24 protein-coding genes are annotated in these 25,476 nt (G+C 54.7%); 17 read left to right on the top strand and 7 right to left on the bottom strand.

Translation table 11 applies throughout. From position 1 onward, the window contains the following. Positions 1-188: 188 nt before the first annotated feature. Positions 189-3,050, top strand: coding sequence for a ribonucleoside-diphosphate reductase subunit alpha (locus BM022_RS02205; RefSeq protein WP_091136470.1), 2,862 nt, complete (start codon positions 189-191; stop codon positions 3,048-3,050). Between the two features lie 46 nt (positions 3,051-3,096). Continuing rightward, the gene (locus BM022_RS02200; RefSeq protein WP_091136468.1) at positions 3,097-4,296 is read left to right on the top strand and encodes a ribonucleotide-diphosphate reductase subunit beta; all 1,200 of its coding nucleotides are present in this window, start codon (positions 3,097-3,099) and stop codon (positions 4,294-4,296) included. Between the two features lie 287 nt (positions 4,297-4,583). Here BM022_RS02200 and BM022_RS02195 read toward each other — a convergent pair whose 3' ends face one another. Next, positions 4,584-4,928 (bottom strand): hypothetical protein, encoded by a 345-nt coding sequence (locus tag BM022_RS02195; RefSeq protein ID WP_091136465.1) that lies wholly within the window; start codon positions 4,926-4,928, stop codon positions 4,584-4,586. Between the two features lie 225 nt (positions 4,929-5,153). Between BM022_RS02195 and BM022_RS02190 the strand changes: the two genes are divergently transcribed. Then, entirely contained in the window at positions 5,154-5,432 is a 279-nt protein-coding gene (locus tag BM022_RS02190) for a hypothetical protein (RefSeq protein ID WP_091136463.1), read from the top strand. Between the two features lie 56 nt (positions 5,433-5,488). Here BM022_RS02190 and BM022_RS02185 read toward each other — a convergent pair whose 3' ends face one another. Next, the gene (locus tag BM022_RS02185; protein ID WP_091136461.1) at positions 5,489-5,680 is read right to left on the bottom strand and encodes a hypothetical protein; all 192 of its coding nucleotides are present in this window, start codon (positions 5,678-5,680) and stop codon (positions 5,489-5,491) included. Between the two features lie 5 nt (positions 5,681-5,685). Between BM022_RS02185 and fumC the strand changes: the two genes are divergently transcribed. From fumC to BM022_RS02155, 6 genes are all read left to right on the top strand, one after another. Continuing rightward, positions 5,686-7,083 (top strand): class II fumarate hydratase, encoded by a 1,398-nt coding sequence (gene fumC, locus BM022_RS02180; RefSeq protein ID WP_091136459.1) that lies wholly within the window; start codon positions 5,686-5,688, stop codon positions 7,081-7,083. A gap of 127 nt (positions 7,084-7,210) precedes the next feature. Beyond that, positions 7,211-8,368: a patatin-like phospholipase family protein gene (locus BM022_RS02175; RefSeq protein WP_091136457.1), complete on the top strand. Its 1,158-nt coding sequence runs from the start codon at positions 7,211-7,213 to the stop codon at positions 8,366-8,368. A gap of 96 nt (positions 8,369-8,464) precedes the next feature. Then, on the top strand, positions 8,465-9,190 hold the full coding sequence (locus tag BM022_RS02170; RefSeq protein ID WP_091136455.1) for a TerC family protein: 726 nt from the start codon (positions 8,465-8,467) through the stop codon (positions 9,188-9,190). Positions 9,191-9,217: 27 nt separating this feature from the next. Beyond that, positions 9,218-9,643 carry a universal stress protein gene (locus tag BM022_RS02165; RefSeq protein WP_091136452.1) on the top strand — a complete coding sequence of 142 codons (426 nt, stop codon included), beginning with the start codon at positions 9,218-9,220 and terminating at the stop codon, positions 9,641-9,643. 56 nt (positions 9,644-9,699) lie between these two features. Beyond that, complete coding sequence (locus BM022_RS02160) at positions 9,700-10,194, top strand: pilin (protein ID WP_091136449.1); 495 nt, start codon at positions 9,700-9,702, stop codon at positions 10,192-10,194. 114 nt (positions 10,195-10,308) lie between these two features. Further along, complete coding sequence (locus BM022_RS02155) at positions 10,309-10,755, top strand: hypothetical protein (protein ID WP_091136447.1); 447 nt, start codon at positions 10,309-10,311, stop codon at positions 10,753-10,755. Here BM022_RS02155 and BM022_RS02150 read toward each other — a convergent pair. After that, the gene (locus BM022_RS02150) at positions 10,743-11,207 is read right to left on the bottom strand and encodes a sodium:proline symporter (protein WP_091136444.1); all 465 of its coding nucleotides are present in this window, start codon (positions 11,205-11,207) and stop codon (positions 10,743-10,745) included. The two genes, BM022_RS02155 and BM022_RS02150, sit on opposite strands and share 13 nt — an antisense overlap. A 389-nt stretch (positions 11,208-11,596) precedes the next feature. On the opposite strand from BM022_RS02150, the gene BM022_RS02145 reads away from it, so the two are divergent. The 7 genes from BM022_RS02145 (at position 11,597) to BM022_RS02115 (ending at position 18,353) form a co-directional block, all read left to right on the top strand. Next, positions 11,597-12,157, top strand: a complete 561-nt coding sequence (locus tag BM022_RS02145; RefSeq protein WP_091136441.1) for a YqgE/AlgH family protein — start codon at positions 11,597-11,599, stop codon at positions 12,155-12,157. Between the two features lie 30 nt (positions 12,158-12,187). Continuing rightward, positions 12,188-12,679, top strand: a complete 492-nt coding sequence (gene ruvX / locus BM022_RS02140; protein ID WP_091136439.1) for a Holliday junction resolvase RuvX — start codon at positions 12,188-12,190, stop codon at positions 12,677-12,679. Beyond that, a complete protein-coding gene (gene pyrR / locus BM022_RS02135) occupies positions 12,666-13,175 on the top strand; it encodes a bifunctional pyr operon transcriptional regulator/uracil phosphoribosyltransferase PyrR (RefSeq protein ID WP_091136437.1) in 510 nt (169 codons plus the stop codon). The genes ruvX and pyrR overlap by 14 nt, the downstream gene beginning before the upstream one ends. After that, positions 13,168-14,118, top strand: coding sequence for an aspartate carbamoyltransferase catalytic subunit (locus BM022_RS02130; RefSeq protein WP_091136435.1), 951 nt, complete (start codon positions 13,168-13,170; stop codon positions 14,116-14,118). Before pyrR ends, BM022_RS02130 begins: the two co-directional genes overlap by 8 nt. Positions 14,119-14,126: 8 nt before the next feature. Further along, positions 14,127-15,401, top strand: coding sequence for a dihydroorotase (locus tag BM022_RS02125; RefSeq protein WP_091136433.1), 1,275 nt, complete (start codon positions 14,127-14,129; stop codon positions 15,399-15,401). 67 nt (positions 15,402-15,468) lie between these two features. Beyond that, the gene (locus BM022_RS02120; protein ID WP_091136430.1) at positions 15,469-17,574 is read left to right on the top strand and encodes a M3 family metallopeptidase; all 2,106 of its coding nucleotides are present in this window, start codon (positions 15,469-15,471) and stop codon (positions 17,572-17,574) included. A 227-nt stretch (positions 17,575-17,801) separates the two neighbouring features. Beyond that, on the top strand, positions 17,802-18,353 hold the full coding sequence (locus BM022_RS02115) for a cytochrome P460 family protein (protein WP_091136428.1): 552 nt from the start codon (positions 17,802-17,804) through the stop codon (positions 18,351-18,353). Positions 18,354-18,573: 220 nt separating this feature from the next. Here BM022_RS02115 and secA read toward each other — a convergent pair whose 3' ends face one another. Then, positions 18,574-21,315 carry a preprotein translocase subunit SecA gene (secA, locus tag BM022_RS02110; RefSeq protein ID WP_091136425.1) on the bottom strand — a complete coding sequence of 914 codons (2,742 nt, stop codon included), beginning with the start codon at positions 21,313-21,315 and terminating at the stop codon, positions 18,574-18,576. Positions 21,316-21,399: 84 nt separating this feature from the next. Next, positions 21,400-22,317 carry a M23 family metallopeptidase gene (locus BM022_RS02105; RefSeq protein WP_091136424.1) on the bottom strand — a complete coding sequence of 306 codons (918 nt, stop codon included), beginning with the start codon at positions 22,315-22,317 and terminating at the stop codon, positions 21,400-21,402. A gap of 26 nt (positions 22,318-22,343) precedes the next feature. Here BM022_RS02105 and BM022_RS02100 point away from each other — a divergent pair, with 26 nt between their 5' ends. Further along, complete coding sequence (locus BM022_RS02100) at positions 22,344-22,799, top strand: DciA family protein (protein WP_091136421.1); 456 nt, start codon at positions 22,344-22,346, stop codon at positions 22,797-22,799. Between the two features lie 117 nt (positions 22,800-22,916). On the opposite strand, the gene ftsZ is transcribed toward BM022_RS02100, so the two are convergent. Together ftsZ and ftsA are read right to left on the bottom strand one after the other, a co-directional pair. Then, entirely contained in the window at positions 22,917-24,080 is a 1,164-nt protein-coding gene (gene ftsZ / locus BM022_RS02095) for a cell division protein FtsZ (RefSeq protein WP_091136419.1), read from the bottom strand. A gap of 125 nt (positions 24,081-24,205) precedes the next feature. Beyond that, positions 24,206-25,444, bottom strand: a complete 1,239-nt coding sequence (gene ftsA, locus BM022_RS02090; RefSeq protein ID WP_091136417.1) for a cell division protein FtsA — start codon at positions 25,442-25,444, stop codon at positions 24,206-24,208. Positions 25,445-25,476 lie beyond the last annotated feature (32 nt).

The raw sequence follows: 25,476 nt of genomic DNA, 5'->3' as shown, positions 1-25,476 counted from the left end.
ATCGCGTAAAAATCCTTTTGCAACGGGTAACAAAAGGGTTGCACAAATCCGCTCCCGGTACTACTATTAGTAAACATTGATCAATTTAAATACTAGATGTAGTGGTTTGTAGTTGTTAGGCGATAAAAATCATTCAGCTTCAACCGCGGGGAAATCGCCCTTTCCCATATAGATGAGGAGGTTCCAAGATGCAGCTTGCTACAGACCATACAGCCCGCCCGGCGATAACCGGATACGAGGTTTCGTCCCCCCTATCCGGCCAGGATGCGCGCTATTCTCAATACAAGATCATTCGCCGCAATGGCTCCGTGGCCGCGTTCGAGCCAAGCAAGATTTCCATTGCCATGACCAAGGCATTCATCGCCGTTAATGGCGGCCAGGGTGCGGCTTCCGCCCGGGTGCGCGAGGTGGTGGCCCGGCTGACCGACGACGTGGTAAATGCATTGATTCGCCGCCAGCCTTCGGGCGGAACTTTCCATATTGAAGATATCCAGGATCAGGTCGAGCTGGCATTGATGCGCTCGGGAGAACACGATGTCGCCCGCGCTTATGTGCTCTACCGCGAGGATCGCGCGCGCAAGCGTGCGCAGCACAAAGAAATCGCTGCCGCGGAAGCGGCCCATGTTCTGAACGTGCTGGAAGACGGCCGTAAAACGCAGCTTGACACAAGCAGGCTGCTGACATTGATCGAGTCCTGCTGCGAGGGCCTAGGCGACGTAGTGAACGGTCCCGTGATACTCAAGGCCACTTTGAAAGATTTGTACGACGGGGTCCCGATGGATGAGGTTCGCAGATCCCTCGTCTTGTCGGCGCGCGCATTAATCGAAAAAGAACCTGCATACAGCTACGTCACGGCAAGGTTGCTGCTGCACAACCTCCGTCTTGAGGTGCTGGGCGAAGAGGCCCTGCAGCAGGAAATGACGGACCGCTATGCGGAGTATTTTCCCCAATTCATCAAACGTGGGATCGAGGCCGAGTTGCTGGATGAGCGTCTGGCACAATTCGATCTGCCGCGACTGGCCAAGGCGCTGGACTCCAGTCGCGACCTCAAGTTCGGCTATCTGGGTCTGCAAAACCTGTATGACCGGTATTTCCTGCACGTGCGCGAACACCGCATTGAACTGCCGCAGACGTTTTTCATGCGTGTAGCAATGGGGCTGGCGTTGAACGAAATCGACCGGGAAGGACGCGCCATCGAGTTCTACCATGTGCTGTCGAGTTTTGATTTCATGAGTTCCACCCCGACGCTGTTCAATTCCGGCACACGACGCTCCCAACTGTCGTCATGCTATCTCACCACGGTGCCGGATAATCTGGACGGCATTTACGAATCCATCAAGGAAAATGCGCTGCTGGCAAAATACGCTGGAGGGTTGGGCAACGACTGGACGCCAGTCCGGGCAATGGGCGCGCGCATCAAGGGCACTAACGGCAAATCTCAAGGTATCGTGCCATTCCTGAAAGTTGTATCCGACACCGCAGTAGCGGTGAATCAGGGCGGAAAGCGCAAGGGCGCGGTGTGCGCCTATCTGGAATCATGGCATCTGGACATCGAGGAATTCCTGGACCTGCGCAAGAACACCGGCGATGACCGCCGCCGCACTCATGATATGGACACCGCCACCTGGGTTCCCGATCTGTTCATGAAACGGGTGATGGAAGGAGGTGAATGGACACTATTTTCTCCCTCCGATGTGCCCGATCTCCACGATAAATACGGCAAGGAGTTTGAAAAAGCCTATCTTGCCTATGAGGAGAAAGCAGCGAGCGGCGAACTGATCCTGCACAAAAAGATTCCGGCGCAACAGCTGTGGCGCAAGATGCTGAGCATGCTGTTCGAAACGGGCCATCCGTGGATCACTTTCAAGGACGCCTGCAATGTTCGTTCCCCGCAGAACCATGTTGGCGTGGTGCATAGTTCAAATCTCTGCACCGAGATCACGCTCAATACCAATGAGCATGAAATCGCCGTGTGCAACCTCGGCTCCGTCAACTTGGCCGCGCACATCAATGATGCAGGCGAATTGGACGCAGGCAAGCTCAAGCGGACTGTGCGCACTGCCATGCGCATGCTGGATAATGTGATTGATATCAACTTCTACGCCGTGCCGAAGGCGCGCAACTCGAATCTCAAGCATCGTCCGGTAGGACTGGGGATCATGGGTTTTCAGGATTGCCTGCACATGATGCGTATCCCCTACGCTTCGAACGAGGCGGTGGAATTCGCCGATCACGCAATGGAAGCGGTCGCCTATCACGCCTATTGGGCTTCGACCGAACTGGCCGAAGAGCGCGGCCGTTACGCCTCTTATCGCGGCAGTCTATGGGATCGCGGCATTCTGCCGCAGGATAGTCTCGATCTGCTGCTTGAAGAACGGGGTGGGTATGTCGAGGTAGACCGAACCTCCACGCTGGACTGGGAGCCGTTGCGCGAGCGCATCAGACAGTACGGAATGCGTAATTCCAATTGTCTGGCGATTGCGCCAACCGCAACCATCTCTAACATCGTGGGCGTTTCCGCGAGCATCGAGCCTTCCTTCACCAATCTGTACGTCAAGGCCAATTTGTCGGGCGATTTCACCACGGTACACAAATACCTCGTATACGATCTGAAAAAGCTTGGGCTCTGGGATGAGGTGATGCTTTCCGATCTCAAGTATTTTGATGGCTCGTTAAGCAGGATAGACCGGGTCCCCGCCGATATACGCCAACTGTATGCCACCGCCTTTGAGATTGACCCTCAATGGTTGATTGAAGCCGCGGCGCGGCGGCAAAAATGGATTGATCAGGCGCAGTCGCTGAATATTTATATGGCAGGCGTTTCCGGAAAGAAAATTGATGAAACTTATAAATTGGCTTGGCTGCGCGGCCTGAAAACCACCTATTACCTGCGCTCCTTGGCAGCAACGTCAGCGGAAAAATCGACTATCGGTGCCGGTTCCTTGAATGCAGTGGCCGAGGGGAACATGGCGGGCATGAGCGCGATGGTGCCGGCCACCGATGTCAAGCTTTGCGCTATCGATGATCCCGGGTGTGAGTCGTGCCAATGAACAGAAACAACAGGAACGTGATCAATTAAGGAAAAGGAGAAAACGAATGCTGACATTCGAGGATGAAGCAGTACCGCCGGGAATGCCCCGAATAGATGTGCGAATAAACGAGTTGCAAAGTGCATCCCGGCTAGGCCTGGATGCGGAGGGCGGCCCGGGCATGAGGAATACCGGATCGGAAAGTGGCGCGCACGAGGAAAGCCATTCGGCTCCCGCGGGGAATAGCCTCCGCCGCGTATCGGTAGAGGATAAACGAATCATCAATTGCCAGGCTGATGTCAACCAACTGGTGCCGTTCAAGTACAAGTGGGCGTGGGACAAGTACCTGGCCGCTTGCGCCAACCACTGGATGCCGCAGGAAATCAACATGAGCCGCGACATCGCCCTCTGGAAGGACCCAAATGGTTTGACCGAGGACGAGCGGCGACTGGTTAAGCGTAACCTGGGATTTTTTGTTACCGCCGACTCGCTTGCCGCCAACAATATCGTGCTCGGAACCTACCGGCACATCACCAATCCGGAGTGCCGCCAATACTTGTTGCGCCAAGCATTCGAGGAGGCGATTCATACGCATGCTTATCAGTACATCGTGGAGTCGCTCGGACTGGACGAGGGTGAAATTTTCAATGCCTATCATGAGGTGGAATCTATCCGTGCTAAGGACGAGTTTCTGATTCCGTTCATCGATACGCTCACCAACCCGACATTTAAAACTGGAACGCCCGAAACCGATCAACAATTGCTTAGAAGTTTGATCGTATTCGCCTGCATCATGGAAGGCCTGTTCTTTTATGTGGGTTTCACGCAGATACTAGCGCTGGGCAGGCAGAACAAGATGACTGGCGCGGCGGAACAATACCAATATATCCTGCGGGACGAGTCTATGCACTGCAATTTTGGCATCGATCTCATTAACCAGATAAAAATGGAAAACCCCCATTTGTGGACCAAGGCGTTCCGTGAGGAAATCAGTGCACTGATGCGAAAAGCGATGGAGCTGGAATACCGTTATGCCGAGGATACGCTCCCGCGTGGCGTATTGGGCCTGAATGCGCCCATGTTCAAGGAATACCTGCGCTACATAGCCAACCGCCGTTGTCAGCAGATCGGCCTGGATATTCTCTACCCGGGCGCCAGCAATCCCTTCCCGTGGATGTCGGAGATGATTGACCTGAAAAAGGAAAAGAACTTTTTTGAAACCCGGGTCATCGAATATCAGACTGGCGGCGCGCTGAGTTGGGACTAACCGACTCGGGACTAAACGACCCCGTTTATGCCTGGTATCAGGACCTGGAAAGGCGCGCTCGCCACTCGCGTAGGCGCGCCATTTCAACCGCTGGCTTTAAGTTCTCTTTAAATGCTTTTACCTGGGAGCAGGTGAAATAAGATAGAAGTTAAAAATCAATAAACTTAAAACCTACGCGCTTTAATCCAAAGGTTGAAAATGGTCACCAGCAAAAAACCCATAGCAGCCAAGCCAGCTGATCAATTCATTTCCCTGATAAAAACACCGGACAAGAAAGAAGTTGCGGCTCAAAAAACAGTAACAAAGGGACCCGGCGAGAGAAAAACAGAAAAAAAATCTGAAGAGAACGCGTCAGCTTCTACTTCCCCCTCAAAAGGGACAAAGGCAATAAAACCCGCTAAATCAGCGTCGAAACCATCGGATAATAAAAAGGGCCGCACCCGCGCAACCACCGATGCAGAACGCGCCGGGAAAAAGACTACAAAAAAACCGGAATCCCCTCCGACTGACAGGCCAACTTCGGCTTGGCCGTTTTCCTCGTCCGAATCAGATTCTTGATTCAGCACCTTAGGTGCGCACCCGACATTGGCCAGCGAGAAAATACCCAGGCATCGCACGCGTTCGTCCTGCACGAGGGCGGGCTCATAAACGGTGGCCCCACTCCGGCTCTCGCTGCCGCGCAGCGGGGTATGCCCACCTCCTTACTGGAATTGATCAGACTGATCCCTTCCGCCTGCCGATTACCGCTACCTCCTACCTTGGTTAGCTAGAAGCCGCTAATTTATGCTGGTAAAATTTTACGGACGAGGTTAACATTAACCTGAACTCAATCCCTGTAAATCGTAGTGGAGGTAGACATGGTTCATACAATTCCACAAACGTCGCGCGATTACGATACCACGCGTATTATCGAACGTCCCGATGGGTTTTACTGGCTTGATGAGACGGAGAGCGAGAAGGTTTTCGGTCCCTTTCCCACCCTGCTCGAAGCCGTTCAGGATATGGAATACAACGCTGAATCGGATTATGAACCAGGTGAAACCCTGGAACAGGCGGAGAATGAAATAGGAATCTCGGACTGGATTGATCCTGAGACCGGGCAACCCGGTGAAGAGTCTTTCCGTCTCGAGAATTGAGGATGACTAATCGGGTGAATTTGTCACCCGATCTCCTTTTCCTAATACCGGCGCCCTCAGTCGCTGCCGACCTGAATTCCGCGAGGAGAAAGCCGTAACTTAACCATTGCTTCCAGCGATGGAACGATGGGCACTGTGCGCGCCTGATAATCCAAATGGCCATCCCCCTCCCCTGGCGCGGAACTTATCGGCGAATTGATTTTGCCGGAGCGTTGCAGCGAGGGAACCGCCTCATCTGTTTTTTTCACTCCGCATGAGCTACCGCGAAGAACGGGATACCATGGGTACCATGCAAGTACCCGTTGATGCGCTTTGGGGCGCCCAGACCCAGCGCTCCCTCCAAAATTTCCGAATCTCGGGCGAGCGTATGCCGACCGCATTGATTCACGCGCTTGCGCTGGTGAAACGCGCGGCGGCGAAAGTGAATTGCGATTTGCGCCTGCTAGACGCCGAACGCGCCAACGCCATCATACAAGCCGCGGACGAGGTCATCTCCGGACGCCACGATGCCGAATTTCCTCTGGTGGTGTGGCAGACCGGCTCGGGCACCCAGACCAACATGAACATGAACGAGGTGCTGGCTAACCGGGCATCCGAGCTGCTCGGCGGTGGACGAGGCGCCGAATGCAGAATTCACCCCAACGACGACGTCAACAAGGGACAGTCCTCAAACGATGTGTTCCCATCCGCGATGCACGTCGCCGCGGCTTGCTCCATCCAGCAGCAATTGGTACCCGCGCTTGTGATGCTAAAAGAGTCGCTAGCCGCCAAGGCAGAGGAGTTTGCCCCTATTGTCAAAATCGGACGAACTCATCTACAGGATGCGACACCACTGACATTGGGACAGGAATTCTCGGGTTACGTCTCCCAGCTGGAACATGGGGTGGAGCATGTGCAGGCGACGCTTCCGCATCTGTATGAGCTGGCCCTCGGCGGAACGGCTGTAGGCACGGGATTGAACGCCCACCCCCAATTTGCCATGCGCGTTGCCGACGAAGTGGCGCGCCTGACCACTCTGCCGTTTGTTAGCGCACGCAATAAATTTGAGGCTCTTGCGGCCAATGACGCGCTCGTGTTTTCCCACGGCGCGTTAAAAACTCTGGCGGCGTCCCTGCTAAAAATCGCCAATGATATTCGCTGGCTCGCTTCCGGGCCTCGTTGCGGCATCGGTGAACTCAAGATTCCGGAAAACGAGCCGGGTAGTTCCATCATGCCGGGCAAGGTCAACCCCACCCAGTCAGAAGCGATGATCATGCTGTGCTGCCAGGTAATGGGCAACGACGTCGCGATTAACATGGGGGGAGCGATGGGAAATTTCGAGCTCAATGTGATGAAACCACTCATCATTCACAATTTCCTGCAGAGCGTGCGCCTGCTATCGGACGGAATGAGGAGCTTCAATGAGCATTGCGCGAGCGGGATCACAGCCAATGTCGAGCATATCGAAGAGTTGATGCGCAATTCGCTGATGCTGGTTACCGCGCTCGCGCCTTACATCGGTTATGACAGAGCGGCAGAAATAGCCAAGAGGGCGCACCATGACAGCACCACGCTGAAGCAGGCAGCGACGGAACTGGGATATGTCACCGCGGAGCAGTTCGAACAGTGGGTAAGGCCGGCGAATATGGTAGGAACATCCACAGGAACATGAATACTGAATTGTTCGGCAAAGTTTCCCCGCGGATGCGTGCATATCGCGGCTCCTCGCATGCCGCAGTGCGCCTCAAGGTTTTTTCATCAGTACGGCTAGCGGCTGGAGGAGCGATTGGCCGCTGTGAATGAGTTTCGTGCTGCCGCCGCGGCCTAAGGTCGGTCTTGTCCTAACCGGCGGTGGCGCGCGTGCGGCGTATCAGGTAGGGGTAATACGCGCCATAGCGGAAATGCTGCCGGATAAGGCACCGAATCCCTTTCCTGTCATTTGTGGAACCTCCGCCGGTGCAATTAATGCCGTCAGTCTGGCGCTTTCGGCTCGAAATTTTCATGACGGCGTGCGACGTCTTGCCTCGGTGTGGGAAAACGCGCATGTAAACCAGGCCTATCGCGCTGATCCCGTTGGCGCATACGGAAACGCCGCTCGTTGGTTTGCATCCCTGCTGTTTGCTGGTCTGGGAAAACGTGCGGCTGTTTCCATCCTGGACAATTCACCTCTGGCTCAATTGCTCAAACAAAGTTTCCCGCTTGGGGGGATTCGGAAAAGTATTGATGCAGGCGCTCTGCACGCATTGGGGATCACAGCCTGGGGCTACACTTCGGGACAATCGGTGACCTTCTACCAAGGGGTGGACAGCATCGCTCCGTGGAAACGGCATCGCCGCATTGGTATCTCCGCGCGCATAAAGGTTGATCATCTTCTGGCATCGTCGGCTATTCCACTTCTCTTTCCAGCCGTAAGGCTCAACCGGGAATATTTTGGCGACGGATCGATGCGGCAACTTGCGCCGATCAGTCCGGCGCTGCATCTCGGGGCGGATCGGGTGCTGGTGATCGGCGTGCGCAAGGCTGTCGATACACAGCCTGAGCGCGTCAAGGTGGACAGTTATCCCACATTGGCGCAAATCGGCGGTCACATCATGGGGAGCATCTTTCTCGACAGTCTCGACGTCGACCTCGAGCGCTTGCAGCGCATCAACAATACGTTGCGGATGATTCCCGAGGAGAAGCTGAAGAATCACGAGCTGCGGCATATAAAATCGATGGTGATATCGCCAAGTGTGGAAATTAACCGGATCGCCGAAGAACACGCGCACACGCTGCCGCGCACCATTCGAATTTTCTCTCGTGCCATTGGCGCCATGAGGCGCGACGGCTCTGCACTGTTGAGCTATGTTCTGTTTGAGGAGTCGTTCTGTCGCGCATTAATCGAACTCGGTTACCAGGACACTATGCCGCAACGTCCGCAAATTCTGCGCTTTATCAGCGGGGCGGCAGAGGATTAAGCGGACGCTGGTATAATCCGGGTTCGAATCCACGCATCTCGGGAACAGAAGTTCGAGTCCCGATTTCGCGTCCACATCATTTTTCAGAGATCAAGTATGGACTTCGCCAGCCCCGAGTTTTGGGTCGCGGTACTTCAAATCATCGCGATCGACATTGTTCTGGGCGGTGATAACGCGGTGGTTATTGCGCTTGCTTGCCGGCACTTGCCGGAGAAGCAACGGAATCTCGGTATTTTCTGGGGTGTATTCGGCGCGATTGCTCTGAGGACCATCCTGGTATTTTTTGCGCTGAATCTGCTGGCAATTCCCTTCCTCAAAATTTTTGCGGCGTTGCTGCTTGTGTGGATTGGAACCAACCTGCTTCAGCCTGAGCCCGACCATAACGGGCATGCGATTGCCGCGAACACAACATTGCTGGGCGCCATCAGGACCATTATCATTGCGGACGCCGTGATGAGCCTCGACAACGTCGTAGCCATCGCCGGCGCCGCGAACGACAGTATAAGCTTGGTCGTTATCGGATTGATCATCAGCGTGCCTATCATCGTATGGGGTAGCAAAATAGTTATGAAGCTCATGGATCGCTTTCCGATAATTGTCATCGTAGGCGCCGGCTTGCTAGGCTGGATCGCGGGCGGAATGACTGTTACAGACGCGGCCAGCAAGGACTGGGTGAATGCAAACGCGATTTTTCTGCATTGGCTCGCCCCCATTTGCGGTGCTTTTCTAGTGATCGTCGCCGGCAAGTGGCTGGCGGCAAAGGCGCGTGCAAAAATACCGGGCATGGTTGACCTGGCGGATGATGTCGATAAACCGTTGTAGTGCGCAAGTCCCTCGGACGGAGGTAACATGTTGCGATTTCTTTTTCCGGTTGATGGCTCCGAAGCTTCCAATAGAGCGATTTCTGAATTCCTCAAACGCATCGACTGGTACCGGCAATTTCCGGAAATACACCTGCTGAATGTGCAATTTCCGCAGCGCGGAAACGTGCCGCTTTTCATCGATAAGGAGAGCATCGACAGGTATCATCAGGAAGAGGGGATGAAAGAGATGCGGACAGCACGCGAGCTACTTGATCAGGCCGGCATTACCTGTCATTACCATATTGCAGTGGGAACGCCGCCTGACGTTATCCTGCAATGTGCGCAGGAACTCGGCTGTGATCAAATAGTGATGGGGCCGCGCGGACTCGGCACAGTAAAGAGGATATTGCTGGGTTCAGTGGCGAGCAAGGTTATCGAGCTTTCAACCATACCCGTACTGCTTATCAGATAATGCCGGGCAAGGTAAGTAAAACAAGCAGCCATTAAGTGTTCAACCGAAGGAGTTTTATGAGGAATAAGCAGGATCAGCAGGGCTTGACTTTGATCGAAACAATGATGATCTTGGCGGTCATCGGTATCCTCGCAACCATCTCCATTCCCCCTGCGTACCAGCTCTATGAGGATTCCCAGGCTCGGGCACAGGCTACAGAGGCGCTTAACCTCCTGGAAAGCGTAAAATCACCAATCGCTGAGTTCTACTCGGAAAAGGGAAGATGGCCCACCCAACCGGAGTTCGATGGTCTGATAACCGACCGAAGCGGAAAGTATGTAGCAAACCTGAGCCCTATCGCCTTGGCTTCCGGGTTTCAGGTAACGGCAACATTCAGGAATAGCGGCGTCAGCCCCGGACTCTTGAACAGTGGTAGTGGCCGAACCCTGGTGTTGGCCACGGCGAATGGCGCGAAATGGATCTGTAACGACAGTACTGACCCTGCAGTCGGGGTTCCGGGCTTGAATCCCGGGACACTGCTGCCGCAACACCGCCCTCCTTCTTGCAAGTAACATAAAGGCAACTCTATCGAAATGACAGCGCCGCGACGGATTTTGAATCTTGTGTGGCGAGGGCGCACGCGAATTCGCTCGCTCACATAAAATAAGACAACTGGAATTGAATAAATGAATGAATTTACCGACCAGATAGCAGCATACTTCGACCGTGTACCCCTGTGGCCGCTGGTGTTGCTTGCAGTTGGCATCGTCTTTGCCGGTATCTATGAGCTGTTCACCCGCAAGCGCCGCGCCGACGCAGCCAACGAATTTCGTACTGCTATTCTCGCAACGCTTTCCGGCCTGTATCCCGAGCCCACCAGATGGCCTAAAAGCATTGATACTTATCTCTCCGCCAGGCTGCCCGTAATGCATGAAATCATCGAAAGCTTTCGGCCCAACGTCCCACAGAAAGACATTCCGGCATATAACGACGATTGGGACAACTATTACGATTTCTGCCACGAGGTGACCGACGATAAATGCGTCGAGGCGGAGCTGAATCCGGGCCACGTCCCGGATCCCAAAAAAAAATTCCATGCCTTGATATCCAAGCTTTTACATTATGCCGACTGATTTCCCGGCAGTATTTTGTAGACGGCCGCTACGGATATTCCGAACACGACATGCGCCGCGACTGTGATCCACTCCCGGACTTCTGAAAACCATGGAAACATGCCCGTCATGCCATACATATTCACTACATATAAAATCAGCCCGAACACAAGCCCGGCCAGCAACGCCCCCCGTATGGGCCGACGGCGAATTGCGAACACCAGGATCAGGCTGTATGCAACGGAAAGTCCGGTGTGAATACCCATCGCGACGATCATCACCGTCAGATCGAACGTGGAGGGAGGCGGTAGAACTGCTGGCCCCATAACGATGGCCGCAGTTAAACGCGCATCGCGGTACAGTATCCATGGCAGGTCATCCGTGAACGCCCACCACAGTATGATTTGCGCGACCGTGGCCACAACACCGGCTACAATCCCGGCGACGGCCGCGCGGATCCAGCTCAAAGACATGAGATGAAGGTTTCAACCATGGCACCTCTGCCATAAAGTATATCGCCCCTACCAGTGTAAACAGCAGCGTGATGCATGGCGATAAACGCTCTTCGGTACAGATAGGACTGCCTCCAGCTCCAACGGGGATGGCTTGTAAAAGCCCCTACTTCCGCGCCGATTCGTTCTACAATGATAGCAGCGGTGGAGGAAGAGGCTAGCGTAAGAAGGAAACACCCGTAAACGCGCAGAAACGCAAGGCGCGCGGGGAAAGCAAGCCCAGACATTGTTGGTGACCGGCGCTGGTCTGGATAAATCCCAAGCGTTGCCAGAAACGAAACACGAACGCGACATTTTTCGAGTTAGATGCTCTACTCACTATCCTGCCGTTATAGCCAATTTGCCCATTCATGCAAAGCGTCGATCTGACCCACCATTTTTTGATCGCCATGCCAGCGATGGCAGACCCGTTTTTTTCCAGGACGCTAACTTATATTTGCGAGCACAGCGAGCAGGGTGCACTTGGTGTGGTTGTTAACCGTCCCATTGATCTTACTCTGAAAGATCTGTTCGATCAGCTTGGCATCTCGTCGGACGGTGAGGGTGCAGAGGCGGTACCAGTCATGTTTGGTGGACCGATCCAGCTGGATAGAGGCTTTGTGCTGCATCAACCGGTGGGCAACTGGCAGTCGACCATGGTCGTCAATGAAGAAGTGGGGCTGACTACCTCGCTCGATATTATGCGGGCAATAGCAAATGGAGAAAGCCTGAAAGGATTATTGATCGCGTTAGGCTATTCAGGATGGGCGCCGGGCCAGATCGAGCATGAATTATCCCAGAATGCCTGGCTGACCGTACCCGCAGCGCCCAGCATTATTTTCGAATTGCCGGCTGAGGAGAGGCTGGCAGCGGCGATGCGCTTGCTCGGCGTAGACTTCTCGAGCTTATCTGATGAAATCGGGCATTCGTGAACGGCTTGGGCATGGAATAATACCTGAGTTATGCGGGATCAAGCTGAACAACTTGCGGCCGTTACTGATAAGGAAAATAAGACTCGTGCATGTCACCGTGCCGGGACGATCTTGGCATTCGATTTTGGCTCAAAGCGCATCGGCACAGCGGTGGGGAATCTGGAGCTCGGCCTCGCGCACCCGCTTTCCACCATCAGCAATGAGAGCAGGAGCACATGTTTTGCAGGCATCGCTCAGCTCATTGAGGAATGGCAGCCGGTCCTCCTTGTGGTTGGCCTGCCCAGCTATCCCGATGGCGCCGAACACGAACTCACCCGGAGAAGCCGTCGCTTTGCCCGGCGGCTCGAAAGCCACTTTGGGATCGAAACATTACTGGTCGATGAGCGCTACACTTCAGTCACCGCCAGCGCCGCGTTGCGGGATGCCGGTGTAAACGGAATCAAACAGAAACACATGTTGGATCAGGTGGCGGCCCAGCTGATATTGCAAACCTATTTCGACGGACGAGATGCAGCTACCTGACGCGGAACAACTACTGATCCAATTAACCGAGAGCATTCGGCGTGATATTTCCCCGAGCACCGCGCTGGTAGGAATCCATACCGGGGGGGTATGGCTAGCTGAGCGGTTGCTTCAAAACTTGCAGCTCCCGCTTCCGTCCGGCACGCTGGATGTGTCATTCTATCGCGACGACTTTGCCCAGATCGGCCTGCATCCGCAGGTCAGGCCTTCAGATATCCCCTTCACGGTGGAAGGCAGCCATATCATTCTGGTGGACGACGTCCTCTATACGGGTCGCACCATCCGCGCGGCAATTAACGAATTATTCGATTACGGCCGGCCGGCAAGTGTCCGGCTGGCAGCCCTGATAGATCGGGGTGGCAGGGAGCTTCCCATTGCCGCTCAGTATGTTGGCGCTGTGGTCGACGTGCCGTCAGACAAAATGCTGGCTCTTGAACAATCCGCAGATGGAACATTGGGCCTGAGCCTCTACAGCAAGATTCGGGACAATGAGTAACAACCCGCAACTGAACAGAAACGGACAACTGCAGCATCTTCTTACTACCGAGGGGTTGCCTGCTCCCATCCTGCTCAATATTCTCGATACCGCAGAATCCTTTGTTGGGGTCACCGAACGCGACGTAAAAAAAGTCCCGTTGCTACGCGGCAAATCAATTTTCAATCTATTCTTCGAACCCAGTACCCGCACCCGCACAACATTCGAAATCGCGGCAAAGCGGCTCTCGGCCGACGTAGTCAATCTCAACATAGCGGCCTCGTCTCAATCCAAGGGAGAGACACTGCTCGATACAGTGAACAATCTTTCTGCCATGCATGCCGATATGTTCGTGGTGCGTCACGCTCAAAGCGGCGCAGCGCACCTGATCGCGCGGCATGTGCGGCCCGAGATTCATGTCATCAATGCCGGCGATGGACGGCACGCGCACCCTACTCAAGGCCTGTTGGATGTGTTCACCATTCGTCGTTATAAACCCGATTTTCGCAGCTTGCGGGTTGCCATAGTGGGCGATATTCTTCACTCGCGGGTGGCGCGTTCGCAAATACATGCGCTTACCACGCTCGGGGTTCCGGAAGTGAGGGTTATCGCGCCCAAGACATTGCTCCCCACCAAGGTTGAACGTCTGGGCGTACATGTTTATCACGATATGACAAAGGGGCTGAAAGACGTGGATGTGCTCATGATGCTGCGCCTGCAAAACGAGCGCATGTTCAGCGCCCGCCTGCCTAGTACGGAGGAATATTTCAAGTATTATGGGCTGACGCAGGAAAAGCTTTCGCTGGCACGGCAAGATGCAATTGTTCTGCACCCGGGCCCCATGAACCGGGGGGTCGAAATCGACTCCGCCGTAGCTGATGGTGGGCAATCGGTCATTCTGCCACAGGTGACCTTCGGCATAGCGGTACGTATGGCAGTCATGTCGATCTTGGCGGGCAATTGAAGGCAGGTATGAAACTCGTCATTAGGAATGGCCGTATCGTCGATCCCAAAAATGGCGTGGACGCGGTGACCGATGTCTCCATCGACGCTGGAAAAGTTATCGCTGTGGGACCCATCCCTGCCGGCTTCCATGCCGATCGCGAAGTTGAGGCGAGCGGACTGGTTGTCTCCCCGGGCCTGGTAGATTTATCGGCTCGACTGCGCGAGCCCGGCTTTGAATACAAGGCCACGCTGGAATCTGAAATGGCAGCGGGGGTGGCCGGCGGTATCACCAGTCTGGTGTGTTTGCCCGATACTGATCCCGTGCTGGACGAACCAGGTTTGGTAGAGATGCTGAAACACCGCGCACGTAACCTTCACCAGGCTCGCGTCTATCCTCTCGGGGCACTTACGCGAGGATTAAAGGGCGAATGGCTGACAGAAATGGCGGAACTACGCGACGCAGGGTGTATTGCATTCGGGCAATCGGATATGCCGCTTCCCAACACCCGCGTCCTGATGCAGGCAATGCAATACGCCTCGACCTTCGGCTTCAGTGTATGGTTGCGGCCACAAGATGTGCATCTGGCGGATGGCGGAGTGGCGCATGACGGTGAAGTAGCGACACGACTGGGTCTGCCACCGATTTCGGTATGCGCCGAAACGGTAGCGCTGTCGAATATTATTTTGATGGCGCGCGCAACCGGGGCCAGAGTGCACTTGTGTCGCGTCTCCAGCGCGGAAGGGACCGCCATGATCCGTGCAGCCCGACGGGAAGGGTTGCCCATTACCTGTGATGTAGCCGTCAATCACATCCATCTATCCGAAATGGATATCGGCTACTTTGATTCCAACTGCCATCTCGTTCCCCCACTGCGCGCGTTAAGCGATCGTGAGGCGCTTCGCGCCGGCCTGCGAGATGGCACGATCGATGCGATCTGCTCCGACCACGCGCCCGTGGACGAGGATGCCAAGCTGCTGCCGTTTGCTGAGGCCGAAGCTGGCGCGGTCGGCCTGGAATTGTTGCTGCCCCTGACTTTAAAGTGGGCGACGGAAATGAAGATCCCGCTTGCTGCCGCACTGGCAAAAATTACCGTGGAACCGGCGCGTATACTCGGTTTGGATGCCGGCCATCTATCGGCAGGTGCGCTCGCGGACCTGTGCATATTCGATCCCGACCAATATTGGACGGTAGAGGCATCAGAACTTAAAAGCCAGGGCAAGAATACCCCGTTTCTAGGTATGGAACTGAAAGGCAGGGTAAAATATACCGTGGTTGATGGTAACATTGTGCATGAGGGGTAAGACCGTAAGACCTTAGAGCACGCACTTGCATGCATAGGACGAACATCTGGGCTGTTTTCTCGACAATATGATGAATCCACTGCTTGATTTTTCCGGACTGCCGCGCTTTGCTGATATTCGAACCGAGCATATCACGCCCGCGATAGCGCAGTTGCTGAACGAGAACCATGCGCTCGTCGACAGGGTACGCGAGGATAGGGCTTTGCCTACTTGGCATAATTTCGTGCAACCGATGATCGATGCCAACGAGCGCCTGTCCCGCGCCTGGGGACAGGTGTCGCACCTGAATGCGGTAGTCAATAATCCGGAGCTGCGTGAAGCCTATAACGGCAATCTGCCGCTGGTCACGCAATATTATGCCGAGCTGGCCCAGGACCAGGCGCTATTCGAAAAATTCAAGCAGCTCCGCGACGGAAAGGAGTTTGAAAGTCTGAGTAGTACCCGGAAAAAAATCATCGAGAACGAGTTACGTGATTTTCGCCTCGGCGGCGCGGAATTGCCACAGGAGAAAAAGGCCCGCTTCCTCCAAGTTCAGGAAGAGTTATCTGCGCTCGCGTCCAAGTTCAATGACAACCTGCTGGATGCGACCAATAACTTTGTATTACATGTCGAGAACGCAGGCGATGTTGACGGCATACCCAACGATGCCCTGACAATGGCAAAGGGACTCGCGGAACGTGAAGGTGTAGTCGGCTGGATATTCACCTTGCACGCCCCGTCATACATGCCGATCATGCAGTATGCGGAGAGCAGGGCCGTGCGGGAAAAGATGTATCGCGCCTACGCCACTCGCGCCAGCGAGATTGCGCCACCGGGCCCAGTCAAGGACGGTACGGCTGATCTCGATAATGCACCCCTGATTGGGAAAATACTTGAGCTTCGCCAGGAAGAGTCCAGGATGCTGGGGTTTGCTTGCTACGCAGAGGTATCGCTAGCGACAAAAATGGCCTCTACGCCACAACAGGTGCTCGATTTCCTCGGTGAGCTGGCAACCAAGGCGAGACCATATGCGGAGCGCGACCTGGCGGAACTACGTCAATTTGCGACCGATAAGCTGCAACTGGACAAGCTGGAAGCGTGGGATCTGGCCTACGCAAGCGAGAAATTGCGTGCTGAGCGCTACGCGTTTTCCGAGCAAGAGGTAAAGCAGTATCTTCCCGAAACCAGCGTGCTGCCGGGAATGTTCAAACTGGTGGAGAACCTCTACGGCATCGCTATCGCCCCGGCGGATGAGGCGGGTATTCAACTATGGCATCCGGATATTAAACTTTTTAATATAACGGGTGGCGGCGGGGAATTGATCGGCCGATTTTATCTTGACCTTTATGCACGTGCCGGCAAACGCGGTGGCGGGTGGATGGATGATGCGATCAGTCGCCGACGGGTTGGAACTGGGGAGCCAAGCGAGCAAGGGATCCAGGCGCCTGTCGCATACCTGAATTGTAATTTTTCGGGGCCCGTCGTTGCTGACGGCCAGGCTCGCCCTGCTTTGTTTACCCACGATGAAGTGATAACGTTGTTTCATGAATTTGGTCATGGTCTCCATCATCTGCTCACCCAGGTGGAAGACCTGGGTGTCTCCGGCATTCATGGCGTGGAATGGGACGCGGTGGAACTGCCGAGCCAGTTCATGGAAAATTTTTGCTGGGAATGGGACGTTCTGGTCAATATGACGAAGCATGTGGATGCTGGCGCGCCCCTTCCGCGCGCGCTGTTTGACAAGATGCTGTCGGCAAAGAACTTTCAGAGTGGCCTTCAAATGCTTCGTCAGATTGAATTCGCATTGTTCGACATACGCCTCCACTACGACTTTGACCCGGGCAGCGTCAAAACGGCGCAGCAACTGCTGCATGAGATTCGTGAACAGGTTGCGGTGGTCGCTCCGCCGGAATTCAATCGCTTTCCCAACAGTTTTTCGCATATTTTCGGTGGCGGTTACGCTGCCGGCTATTACAGCTACAAATGGGCAGAAGTATTATCTGCGGACGCTTACAGCCTTTTTGAGGAAAGTCACACCGGAGAGGTGATAAATGCGGATACCGGCGCGCGATTCCGCAATGAGATCCTGGCGGTGGGCGGAAGCCGCTCGGCGCTAGAGTCGTTTATCGCCTTTCGCGGACGCGAACCTATGATCGATGCTCTCCTGCGTCATAATGGAATGATGCCCGCCTGACGGTACCGTTCGCCACTGAGCCCGATGGAAAACGCTGAACGAGTTGGAAGAATTGACGTTTGCCCATGAACGAGCGACGTCCATCTATAAATGACACGTACGCCGCACCTGGCGCGTGAATCAGACGTTCCCGCCGGGAATGTTGCAGGACAGGCACGCTTCCAGCGAGTAAACCAAGACAGATCGTATTCGTATCACTTTCAATAATCAGGAAGGAGAAAAACCAGATGAAATGTTTCAGCAGGATTCTTTCAGCTGCCGCGCTGACAGCAGTACTGGCGGGCTGCGCGCAGGTGCCGCCATCGCCGCAAGTTCAAAAATACAAGGATGGGGAACTACCCGTCCCGGCGGAGTACAAGAATTGGCCGAAGTTCCTGTCAGATATCGAGCGCGCGGATAACAAGCAGGTCCGGGAAATCTATATTAACCCGATCGGACACAGCACAAAGATGGGCGATGCCTTCCCCAATGGGACGATTTCCGTTATGGAGATTTACAAGGCGCGCGAAGCCGCAGATGGTTCTCCGTTGAAGGGCCCCGATGGCAAATTTGTAAAAGGCGAGTTGTTGAAAGTGGCGGTGATGGGGAAAGGTCCTGGATGGGGTGAAAATGTAACTCCCCCGGAACTCAGGAATGGCGACTGGATTTACGCGATGTATATGGCTGATGGAAAAACCAAAGCGCCCGATGATACCGCCACATGCCGCGCGTGCCACTTGCCGCTGAAGGACAAGGATTATATCTTCCGTTACGACGAGTATTTCCAGAAACGCGGATAGCACCGCCGACGTTCATTATGCTTGTGGCGGCCGCCGCAAGCATAATGAACCGATGTCTCTCGCATATCGCATAGGCAACGACGATATGAGCGTTAACCCTACACCCTCCGGCCCCTCAACCCTCGTGGAATAGATCCGACAAGAGTAATCGGATAATGGTGCATCGACGCTTGCCAGTCGAGTTGCGCACTTGACGCGATGGAGGAGCACTTGACGCTTCTCAGCTCAGCTTGCCGTGGCATTGTTTATATTTTTTTCCTGACCCGCATGGACAGGGATCATTGCGGCCAATCTTGCCGCCCTGCCGCACAAAGGGTTGCAGCTTGTCTGAACGCTCTTGAGCTTCTCCTTCCTCTACTGGCAACTCTTCGCCCAGTGCCTCTTCATAAGCGGCATGATGGTACTGCACATTGACCGGAGGTTGCTGCATCTCAGCCGCTGCTTCCACCTGTTGCTCGCTCCGTATCTGTACCGTCATGAGTATCCTGGTGACCTCTGCCTTGATCTCCTCAAGCATGCCCGTAAAGAGCTCAAACGCTTCGCGCTTGTATTCCTGCTTGGGGTTTTTTTGCGCATATCCCCGCAAATGGATGCCTTGGCGTAAATGATCCAGCGCGGCGAGGTGTTCGCGCCAGTGCGTATCCAGGCTTTGCAACATGACGGCTCGCTCGTACTGATGCATGATGTCCACCCCCACCTGATCCACCTTGCCAGAATATTGCTGGTGCGCTGCCTCGACAATTCGCTCGTGCAGGTTTTCCTCATGCAGGTCGGAATCTTGCTCGAGCCACTCGTGCACGGGCAACGGCAGTTGATATTCGGCGCTTAACGCCTTCTCCAGTCCTGGGACATCCCATTCTTCTTCAACACTCTGCGGTGGCACATGCGTTGCCATGAGATTCCGCAGCATGTCGACGCGCATTGCCGTGATCGTCTCTGAAATGTCCTGCGACTCTAGAATCTCGTTACGCTGCTGATAGATCACCTTACGCTGGTCGTTGGCGACATCATCGTATTCCAGTAACTGCTTGCGGATGTCAAAATTGCGGGCTTCGACTTTGCGCTGCGCGTTTTCGATGGCGCGGGTGACCCAGGGATGTTCAATCGCTTCCCCTTGCGGCATGTTGAGCTTTTGCATAATGCCTGCGACGCGATCGGAAGCGAATATGCGCAAAAGCGGATCTTCCAGGGAGAGGTAAAAACGGCTTGAACCGGCATCGCCCTGACGACCCGCGCGGCCCCGAAGCTGGTTATCCACCCGGCGGGACTCGTGCCGCTCCGTGCCGATGATATGCAACCCTCCCTGCTTCAGTACCTCTTCATGCAGTTGCTGCCACTCACCCTGCACCTCCGCGATACGTTCATCTCTCGCCGCGTCGCTCAAATCACTATCAGAGCGAATCCGCTCGAGTTCCGGTTCCGGATTACCCCCCAGCACGATGTCGGTACCGCGGCCAGCCATATTTGTAGCAATCGTAATCATCTTTGGACGTCCCGCTTGGGCGACGATCTCCGCTTCTCTCGCATGCTGCTTGGCATTAAGCAGCTGGTGCGGCAAGTTGTCACGCGTCAGCAGGCTCGACAACAGCTCATTGTTCTCGATCGAGGTGGTGCCAACCAGAACCGGCTGCCCTCGCTGTTGGCAGTCCTTGATATCTTCGATAATGGCGTTGTATTTCTCATCCATAGTCCGGAACACCTGGTCCATCCTGTCGATCCGTACCATGGGACGATGAGTTGGAATAATTACCGTCTCGAGGCCATAAATCTGCTGGAACTCGTAAGCCTCCGTGTCCGCGGTTCCTGTCATACCCGCCAACTTTTGATACATGCGAAAATAATTCTGAAAAGTGATCGAGGCGAGTGTCTGATTTTCTTTCTGGATCGGAACCCCTTCTTTGGCTTCCACGGCCTGATGCAGGCCTTCGGACCAGCGCCTTCCGGACATTAGCCGTCCCGTAAACTCGTCCACGATCACCACTTCGCCATTCTGTACTACATAATGCTGATCGCGAAGGAACAGGGCGTGCGCGCGCAGCGCCGCGTAAAGATGATGGACGAGGTTGATGTTTGCGGGGTCGTAAAGACTGGTTCCAGGTGAGAGCAGGCCACTTTGGGCAAGCAATTTCTCCGCGTGTTCGAACCCGGCCTCGCTCAAGAGCACCTGCTGGGCCTTTTCATCCACGCTGAAGTCGCCGGAGCTTTTCTCGTTTTCCTGACGGACAAGTTTGGGAATGAGCGCGTTCATACGCACATAGACGTCGGTATTGCCCTCCGCCTGGCCTGAGATGATCAATGGCGTGCGCGCCTCGTCAATCAAAATCGAATCGACCTCATCAACGATGGCGTAATTGAGCACGCGCTGCACCCGCTCGGCAGGGTGATTAACCATGTTGTCGCGCAGGTAATCGAATCCAAACTCGTTATTGGTGCCGTAAGTGATTCCCGCGGCGTAGGCAGCCTGTTTCTCGCCATGTTCCATTTGCGAAAGAACCACCCCAACGCTAATACCGAGAAATTGGTAAATGCGCCCCATCCATTCCGCATCCCGCTTGGCGAGGTAATCGTTCACTGTCACGAGGTGAACGCCCTTGCCAGCCAGAGCATTCAAATATACCGGCAAGGTCGCCATCAATGTCTTGCCTTCGCCTGTTCTCATTTCGGCAATCCTGCCGTTATGCAGCACCATGCCCCCGATCAACTGCACGTCGAAATGGCGCATATTGAGAACACGTTTGCTGGCCTCGCGCACGACCGCGAATGCTTCGGGCAAAATGGCGTCGAGGCTTGTCCCAGCGTCGATGCGTTGTTTGAACTCGTCAGTCTTTGTGCGCAGCTCAGCATCCGTAAGCGGCGCAATTTTGCTTTCCAGGGCGTTGATAGTCGCTACAGACTGGAAATACTGTTTGATCAGCCTATCGTTGCGGCTTCCGAAGACTTTCTTTAGCAGATTGTTCAGCATGAAATCTGGAAATTCAATTAAACGACATCCAAAAAATAAGGGGTGAGGTTTTTGGCCTCACCCCTCGCAGAGTATTCGTCCAGCTCAACCGGGCATCTTTAAGAATCGTGACGGATTTTGTGGTAAGCCCTTGTGCCTGACTTCAAAATGCAAGTGCGGACCGGTAGAACGGCCAGTGCTGCCCACCTCTGCAATTTTCTGTCCTCGTACCACTACCTGGCCGACTTTAACCAAGCGCTTGGAAGCGTGCGCGTACCGACTGACAAACTCATTACCGTGGTCAACATCAATCATATTACCATATTCGGGGTGGTAGTCGGAATACACTACCACCCCGCTCGCCGCAGCCTTAATGGGCGTTCCCGTGGTAGCGGTGAAATCGACGCCCTCATGAAATGCGCTCCGTCCGGTAAATGGATCGATCCGCACGCCAAATCCGGAGGAGTACCACTTCGCCTCTATGGGCATCACCGAGGGAAGCATCTTTTTCTTGAGCCTGTCCTGCATGAGGAGCGAGTCCAGAGCGCCGAGCTTGTCGCTACGGTCGTCCAAAATGGCGGATAACTCCTGTATCTTATTGCCCATCTCTACAAATGATAGATCCTGTGTCGGGAGGGTGGGAAGCGCTCCACCCTGCCCCGGGCTTTGATTGAACAGGAATTCCTGTGGCTTCATGCCCGATAACTCTGCCAGACGTGCACCGACGGAATCGAGACGCAACAGTTGCGCCTGCATCTGCCCCATCCTGATAGCCATTGCATTCAAGCTGTCGCGCAAATAGGACTGGGCTTTCTGATGCTCTTCCTGATGTACGCTCAAAACCAGCGACCGCAATGTGGGACTGTCGAGCTTGTCGGCATAGCGAAGGGAGAGATAATTCAACCCCATCGCCAATAATACGGAAGATGAAAGGAACGCCCCTGCCAGCAATACAAGGTGCTTCGTGGTTAAGGTGAGAGTTCTGGCTTTTGCCAAATTGTTGGAAATTAGAATAATATTCATCTCATTCCCTAAATTATGATTCAGCCATGGCCGCGCGCAAAATCAATTTTTACCTCGGGTCCTTAAGACTGACGTCCGAGCATCAGCGGCTGTTCAGCTACACAGACAAGCTTACCGCGATGCAACAGGTATTCATGAAAATCGCCCCGCCTCAACTGGCTCAGCGTTGCGCCCTAGGCGCGTTCGTTGAAGGAGACCTGACCATATACGCCGGAAGCGGCGCAATTGCAGCAAAACTCAGACAAATGCTGCCCTCGTTATTATTAAAATTTCGGGCGAGGGGTTATGAGGTTACTGCAATTCGAATTGCCGTGCAAGCAAATTACAATAGTATTACCGAGACCGAGAGAGCGGTAAAAAGGCTAGAAATAGGTGAGGCAGGTTTGGAAAGCCTGAGCAATCTCGTTTCGGTATTGCCTGCGTCGCCGCTAAGAACCGCGGTCGCGCAGTTGCTGAAAGGGCAAGCGAAGAGCCAGGAGTAGGATTTCTTCAATACTCGTCCTGGCGTAAGCCCTGCTTCGTAGCGCATACATGCCACCCCTTCCGCATCTTTTCTCGGACGCATTACCATCCCAGACGGGAATTCGTTTTAATCGTTTCTAGTCAGCCTGCTTCCTCAGGAATGCGGGAATGTCCAATACATCTACGCCCGATTGCTTCATCGCCTCGATGGTTGCATCGCGCCGTCTGTTGGTCCGGATCGCGGCCGGGGCATCGAGGTCCTTCCAATTCATGCCGTCGGCAAAAGCGTTATCCGTCCCGGTGCGTGAATGGATGACACTGAGCGGCTTGGGTTGCGCGCGATTGACTACGCCCCCCAATCCGGTAGCAACCATGGTCACGCGGAGATTTTCCTGCATGTTCTCATCAATCACGGTGCCCACGATCACGGTGGCATCCTCGGCGGTGAAGTCCTTGATAGTACTCATGACATCGTGAACCTCGCGCATCTTCATTGCCGAGCTGGCGGTAATATTGACCAGTATTCCTCGTGCACCGGAAAGATTCACGTCTTCGAGAAGAGGACTGGCCACCGCCTGTTCCGCCGCGGCCCGAGCACGGCCAGGGCCTGCGGCAAATGCCGAACCCATCATAGCCATCCCCATTTCCGACATCACCGTTTTTACGTCGGCAAAATCAACATTGACAAGACCCGGGCAATTGATGACCTCGGCGATGCCAGCTACGGCGCCATATAATACGTTATTTGCGGCCTTGAACGCATCCAGCATGCTGATGTCCTCCCCCAGCACGCTCATCAGTTTATCGTTGGGTATCACGATCAAGGAGTCGACATATTGCGACAATGCGTCCATCCCTGCCTGTGCCGCCCTCAGGCGCCGTCCTTCGAACGAAAAGGGCTTCGTCACTACTGCCACCGTCAGAATGCCAAGTTCCTTGGCGACCTGCGCGACGACGGGGGCTGCCCCTGTCCCGGTCCCGCCTCCCATTCCAGCGGTGATAAACAGCATGTCTGCGCCTTCGATCAACTCGGCAATGTGGTCGCGATCCTCTAACGCTGCGTTGCGGCCCACTTCCGGATCGGCGCCTGCCCCGAGCCCTTTGGTGATTGCCGATCCCATTTGCAGCAAGGTGCGCGCCTGGTTCCGTTTCAGCGCCTGAGCATCCGTATTTGCGCAGATGAACTCCACGCCTTGCACGCCATTCTGGATCATGTGATCCACCGCGTTGCCGCCGCAACCGCCAATCCCGATGACTTTAATAACGGCTTCCTGTGTTTGTGTGTCCATGATTTCAAACATAGCGGTCCTCCCTTAAAAAATTGGAACAACTGTTCAGTACTTATTCAAACCTTCGGTTTATACCCATCCAGCATCGGCACCACCTTTCCTGCATGGCCCCGCGAGCTCCTCATAAAAATCCCCGGTCAGAAGTTGACCTGGAACCAACTCCTCATCCTTTCCAAAATCCGCTTGAAAGAATTACCCTGCAATCGCGTATGCTGATGCCGCTGAAACTGCTCCAGCCCCGCCGCGATTAATCCAATACCAGTGGAGCATCGCGGCGTAAGCACGACTTCTTCCAGTCCGCCGCGGTAGTTGGGAAGACCTAGCCGCACCGGCATGTGGAATATCTCCTCACCGAGCTCCACCATTCCTTGAAGGGAACTGCTTCCGCCGGTAATCACGATCCCGGACGAAAGCAATTCCTCAAAACCGCTGCGGCGCAGTTCTGCCTGAACCATTGAGTAGAGTTCTTCCACACGCGGCTCAATGACCTCCGCCAATGTCTGCCTCGAAAGTTGTCGGGTTCCGCGATCTCCCACTCCCGCCACTTCAACCATTACGTGCGGGTCGGCCATTCCTCGCAACGCGCAACCGTAGCGGCATTTGATATCCTCCGCGTCCTTCGTTGGGGTGCGCAGCGCCATGGCAATATCGTTGGTGATCTGGTCTCCGGCAATCGGGATCACGGCCGTATGGCGGATGGCGCCGTGCGTGAACACGGCAATATCGGTGGTGCCGCCGCCGATATCCACCAGGCAGACGCCCAGATCTTTTTCATCTTCGGATAGGACTGCCATCGCCGAGGCCAGCGGCTGGAGCACTAAATCGCGTACTTCCAGCCCGCAGCGGCGCACGCACTTCATGATGTTCTGCGCCGCGGAAACAGCACCGGTCACGATATGTACCTTCACTTCCAGCCGGATGCCACTCATGCCGATGGGCTCACGCACATCCTCCTGCCCATCTATGATGAATTCCTGGTTGAGGACATGGAGAACTTGCTGGTCATTGAGAATGTTCACTGCCTTCGCGGTTTCCATTACGCGTTCGACGTCCAGGCGGGACACTTCCTTGTCCTTGATCGCCACCATTCCGTGGGAATTAAAGCTTTTGATGTGACTGCCGGCAATGCCGGTATAGACCTCGCGAATTTTGCAGTCGGCCATCAGTTCCGCCTCTTCCAGCGCCCGCTGGATCGCATTCACGGTCGTTTCGATATTGACGACCACGCCTTTTTTCAGGCCCCTGGAAGGGTGGCTGCCCATCCCGATCACCTCATACCCACCCTCGGGTTTTACTTCGGCGACAATTGCCACGATCTTTGATGTGCCGATGTCGAGGCCCACGATCAGGTTTTTTGTTTCGTTACTTCTACTCATCTACATCAGGAGCCTGAAATCTGCTGCATTAA

The sequence above is a fragment of the Nitrosospira sp. Nsp14 genome, assembly GCF_900113575.1.
Classification (GTDB): Bacteria; Pseudomonadota; Gammaproteobacteria; order Burkholderiales; family Nitrosomonadaceae; genus Nitrosospira.
Note: the sequence above shows the minus strand (reverse complement) of the source record. Positions and strands in the feature narration are given on the sequence as shown.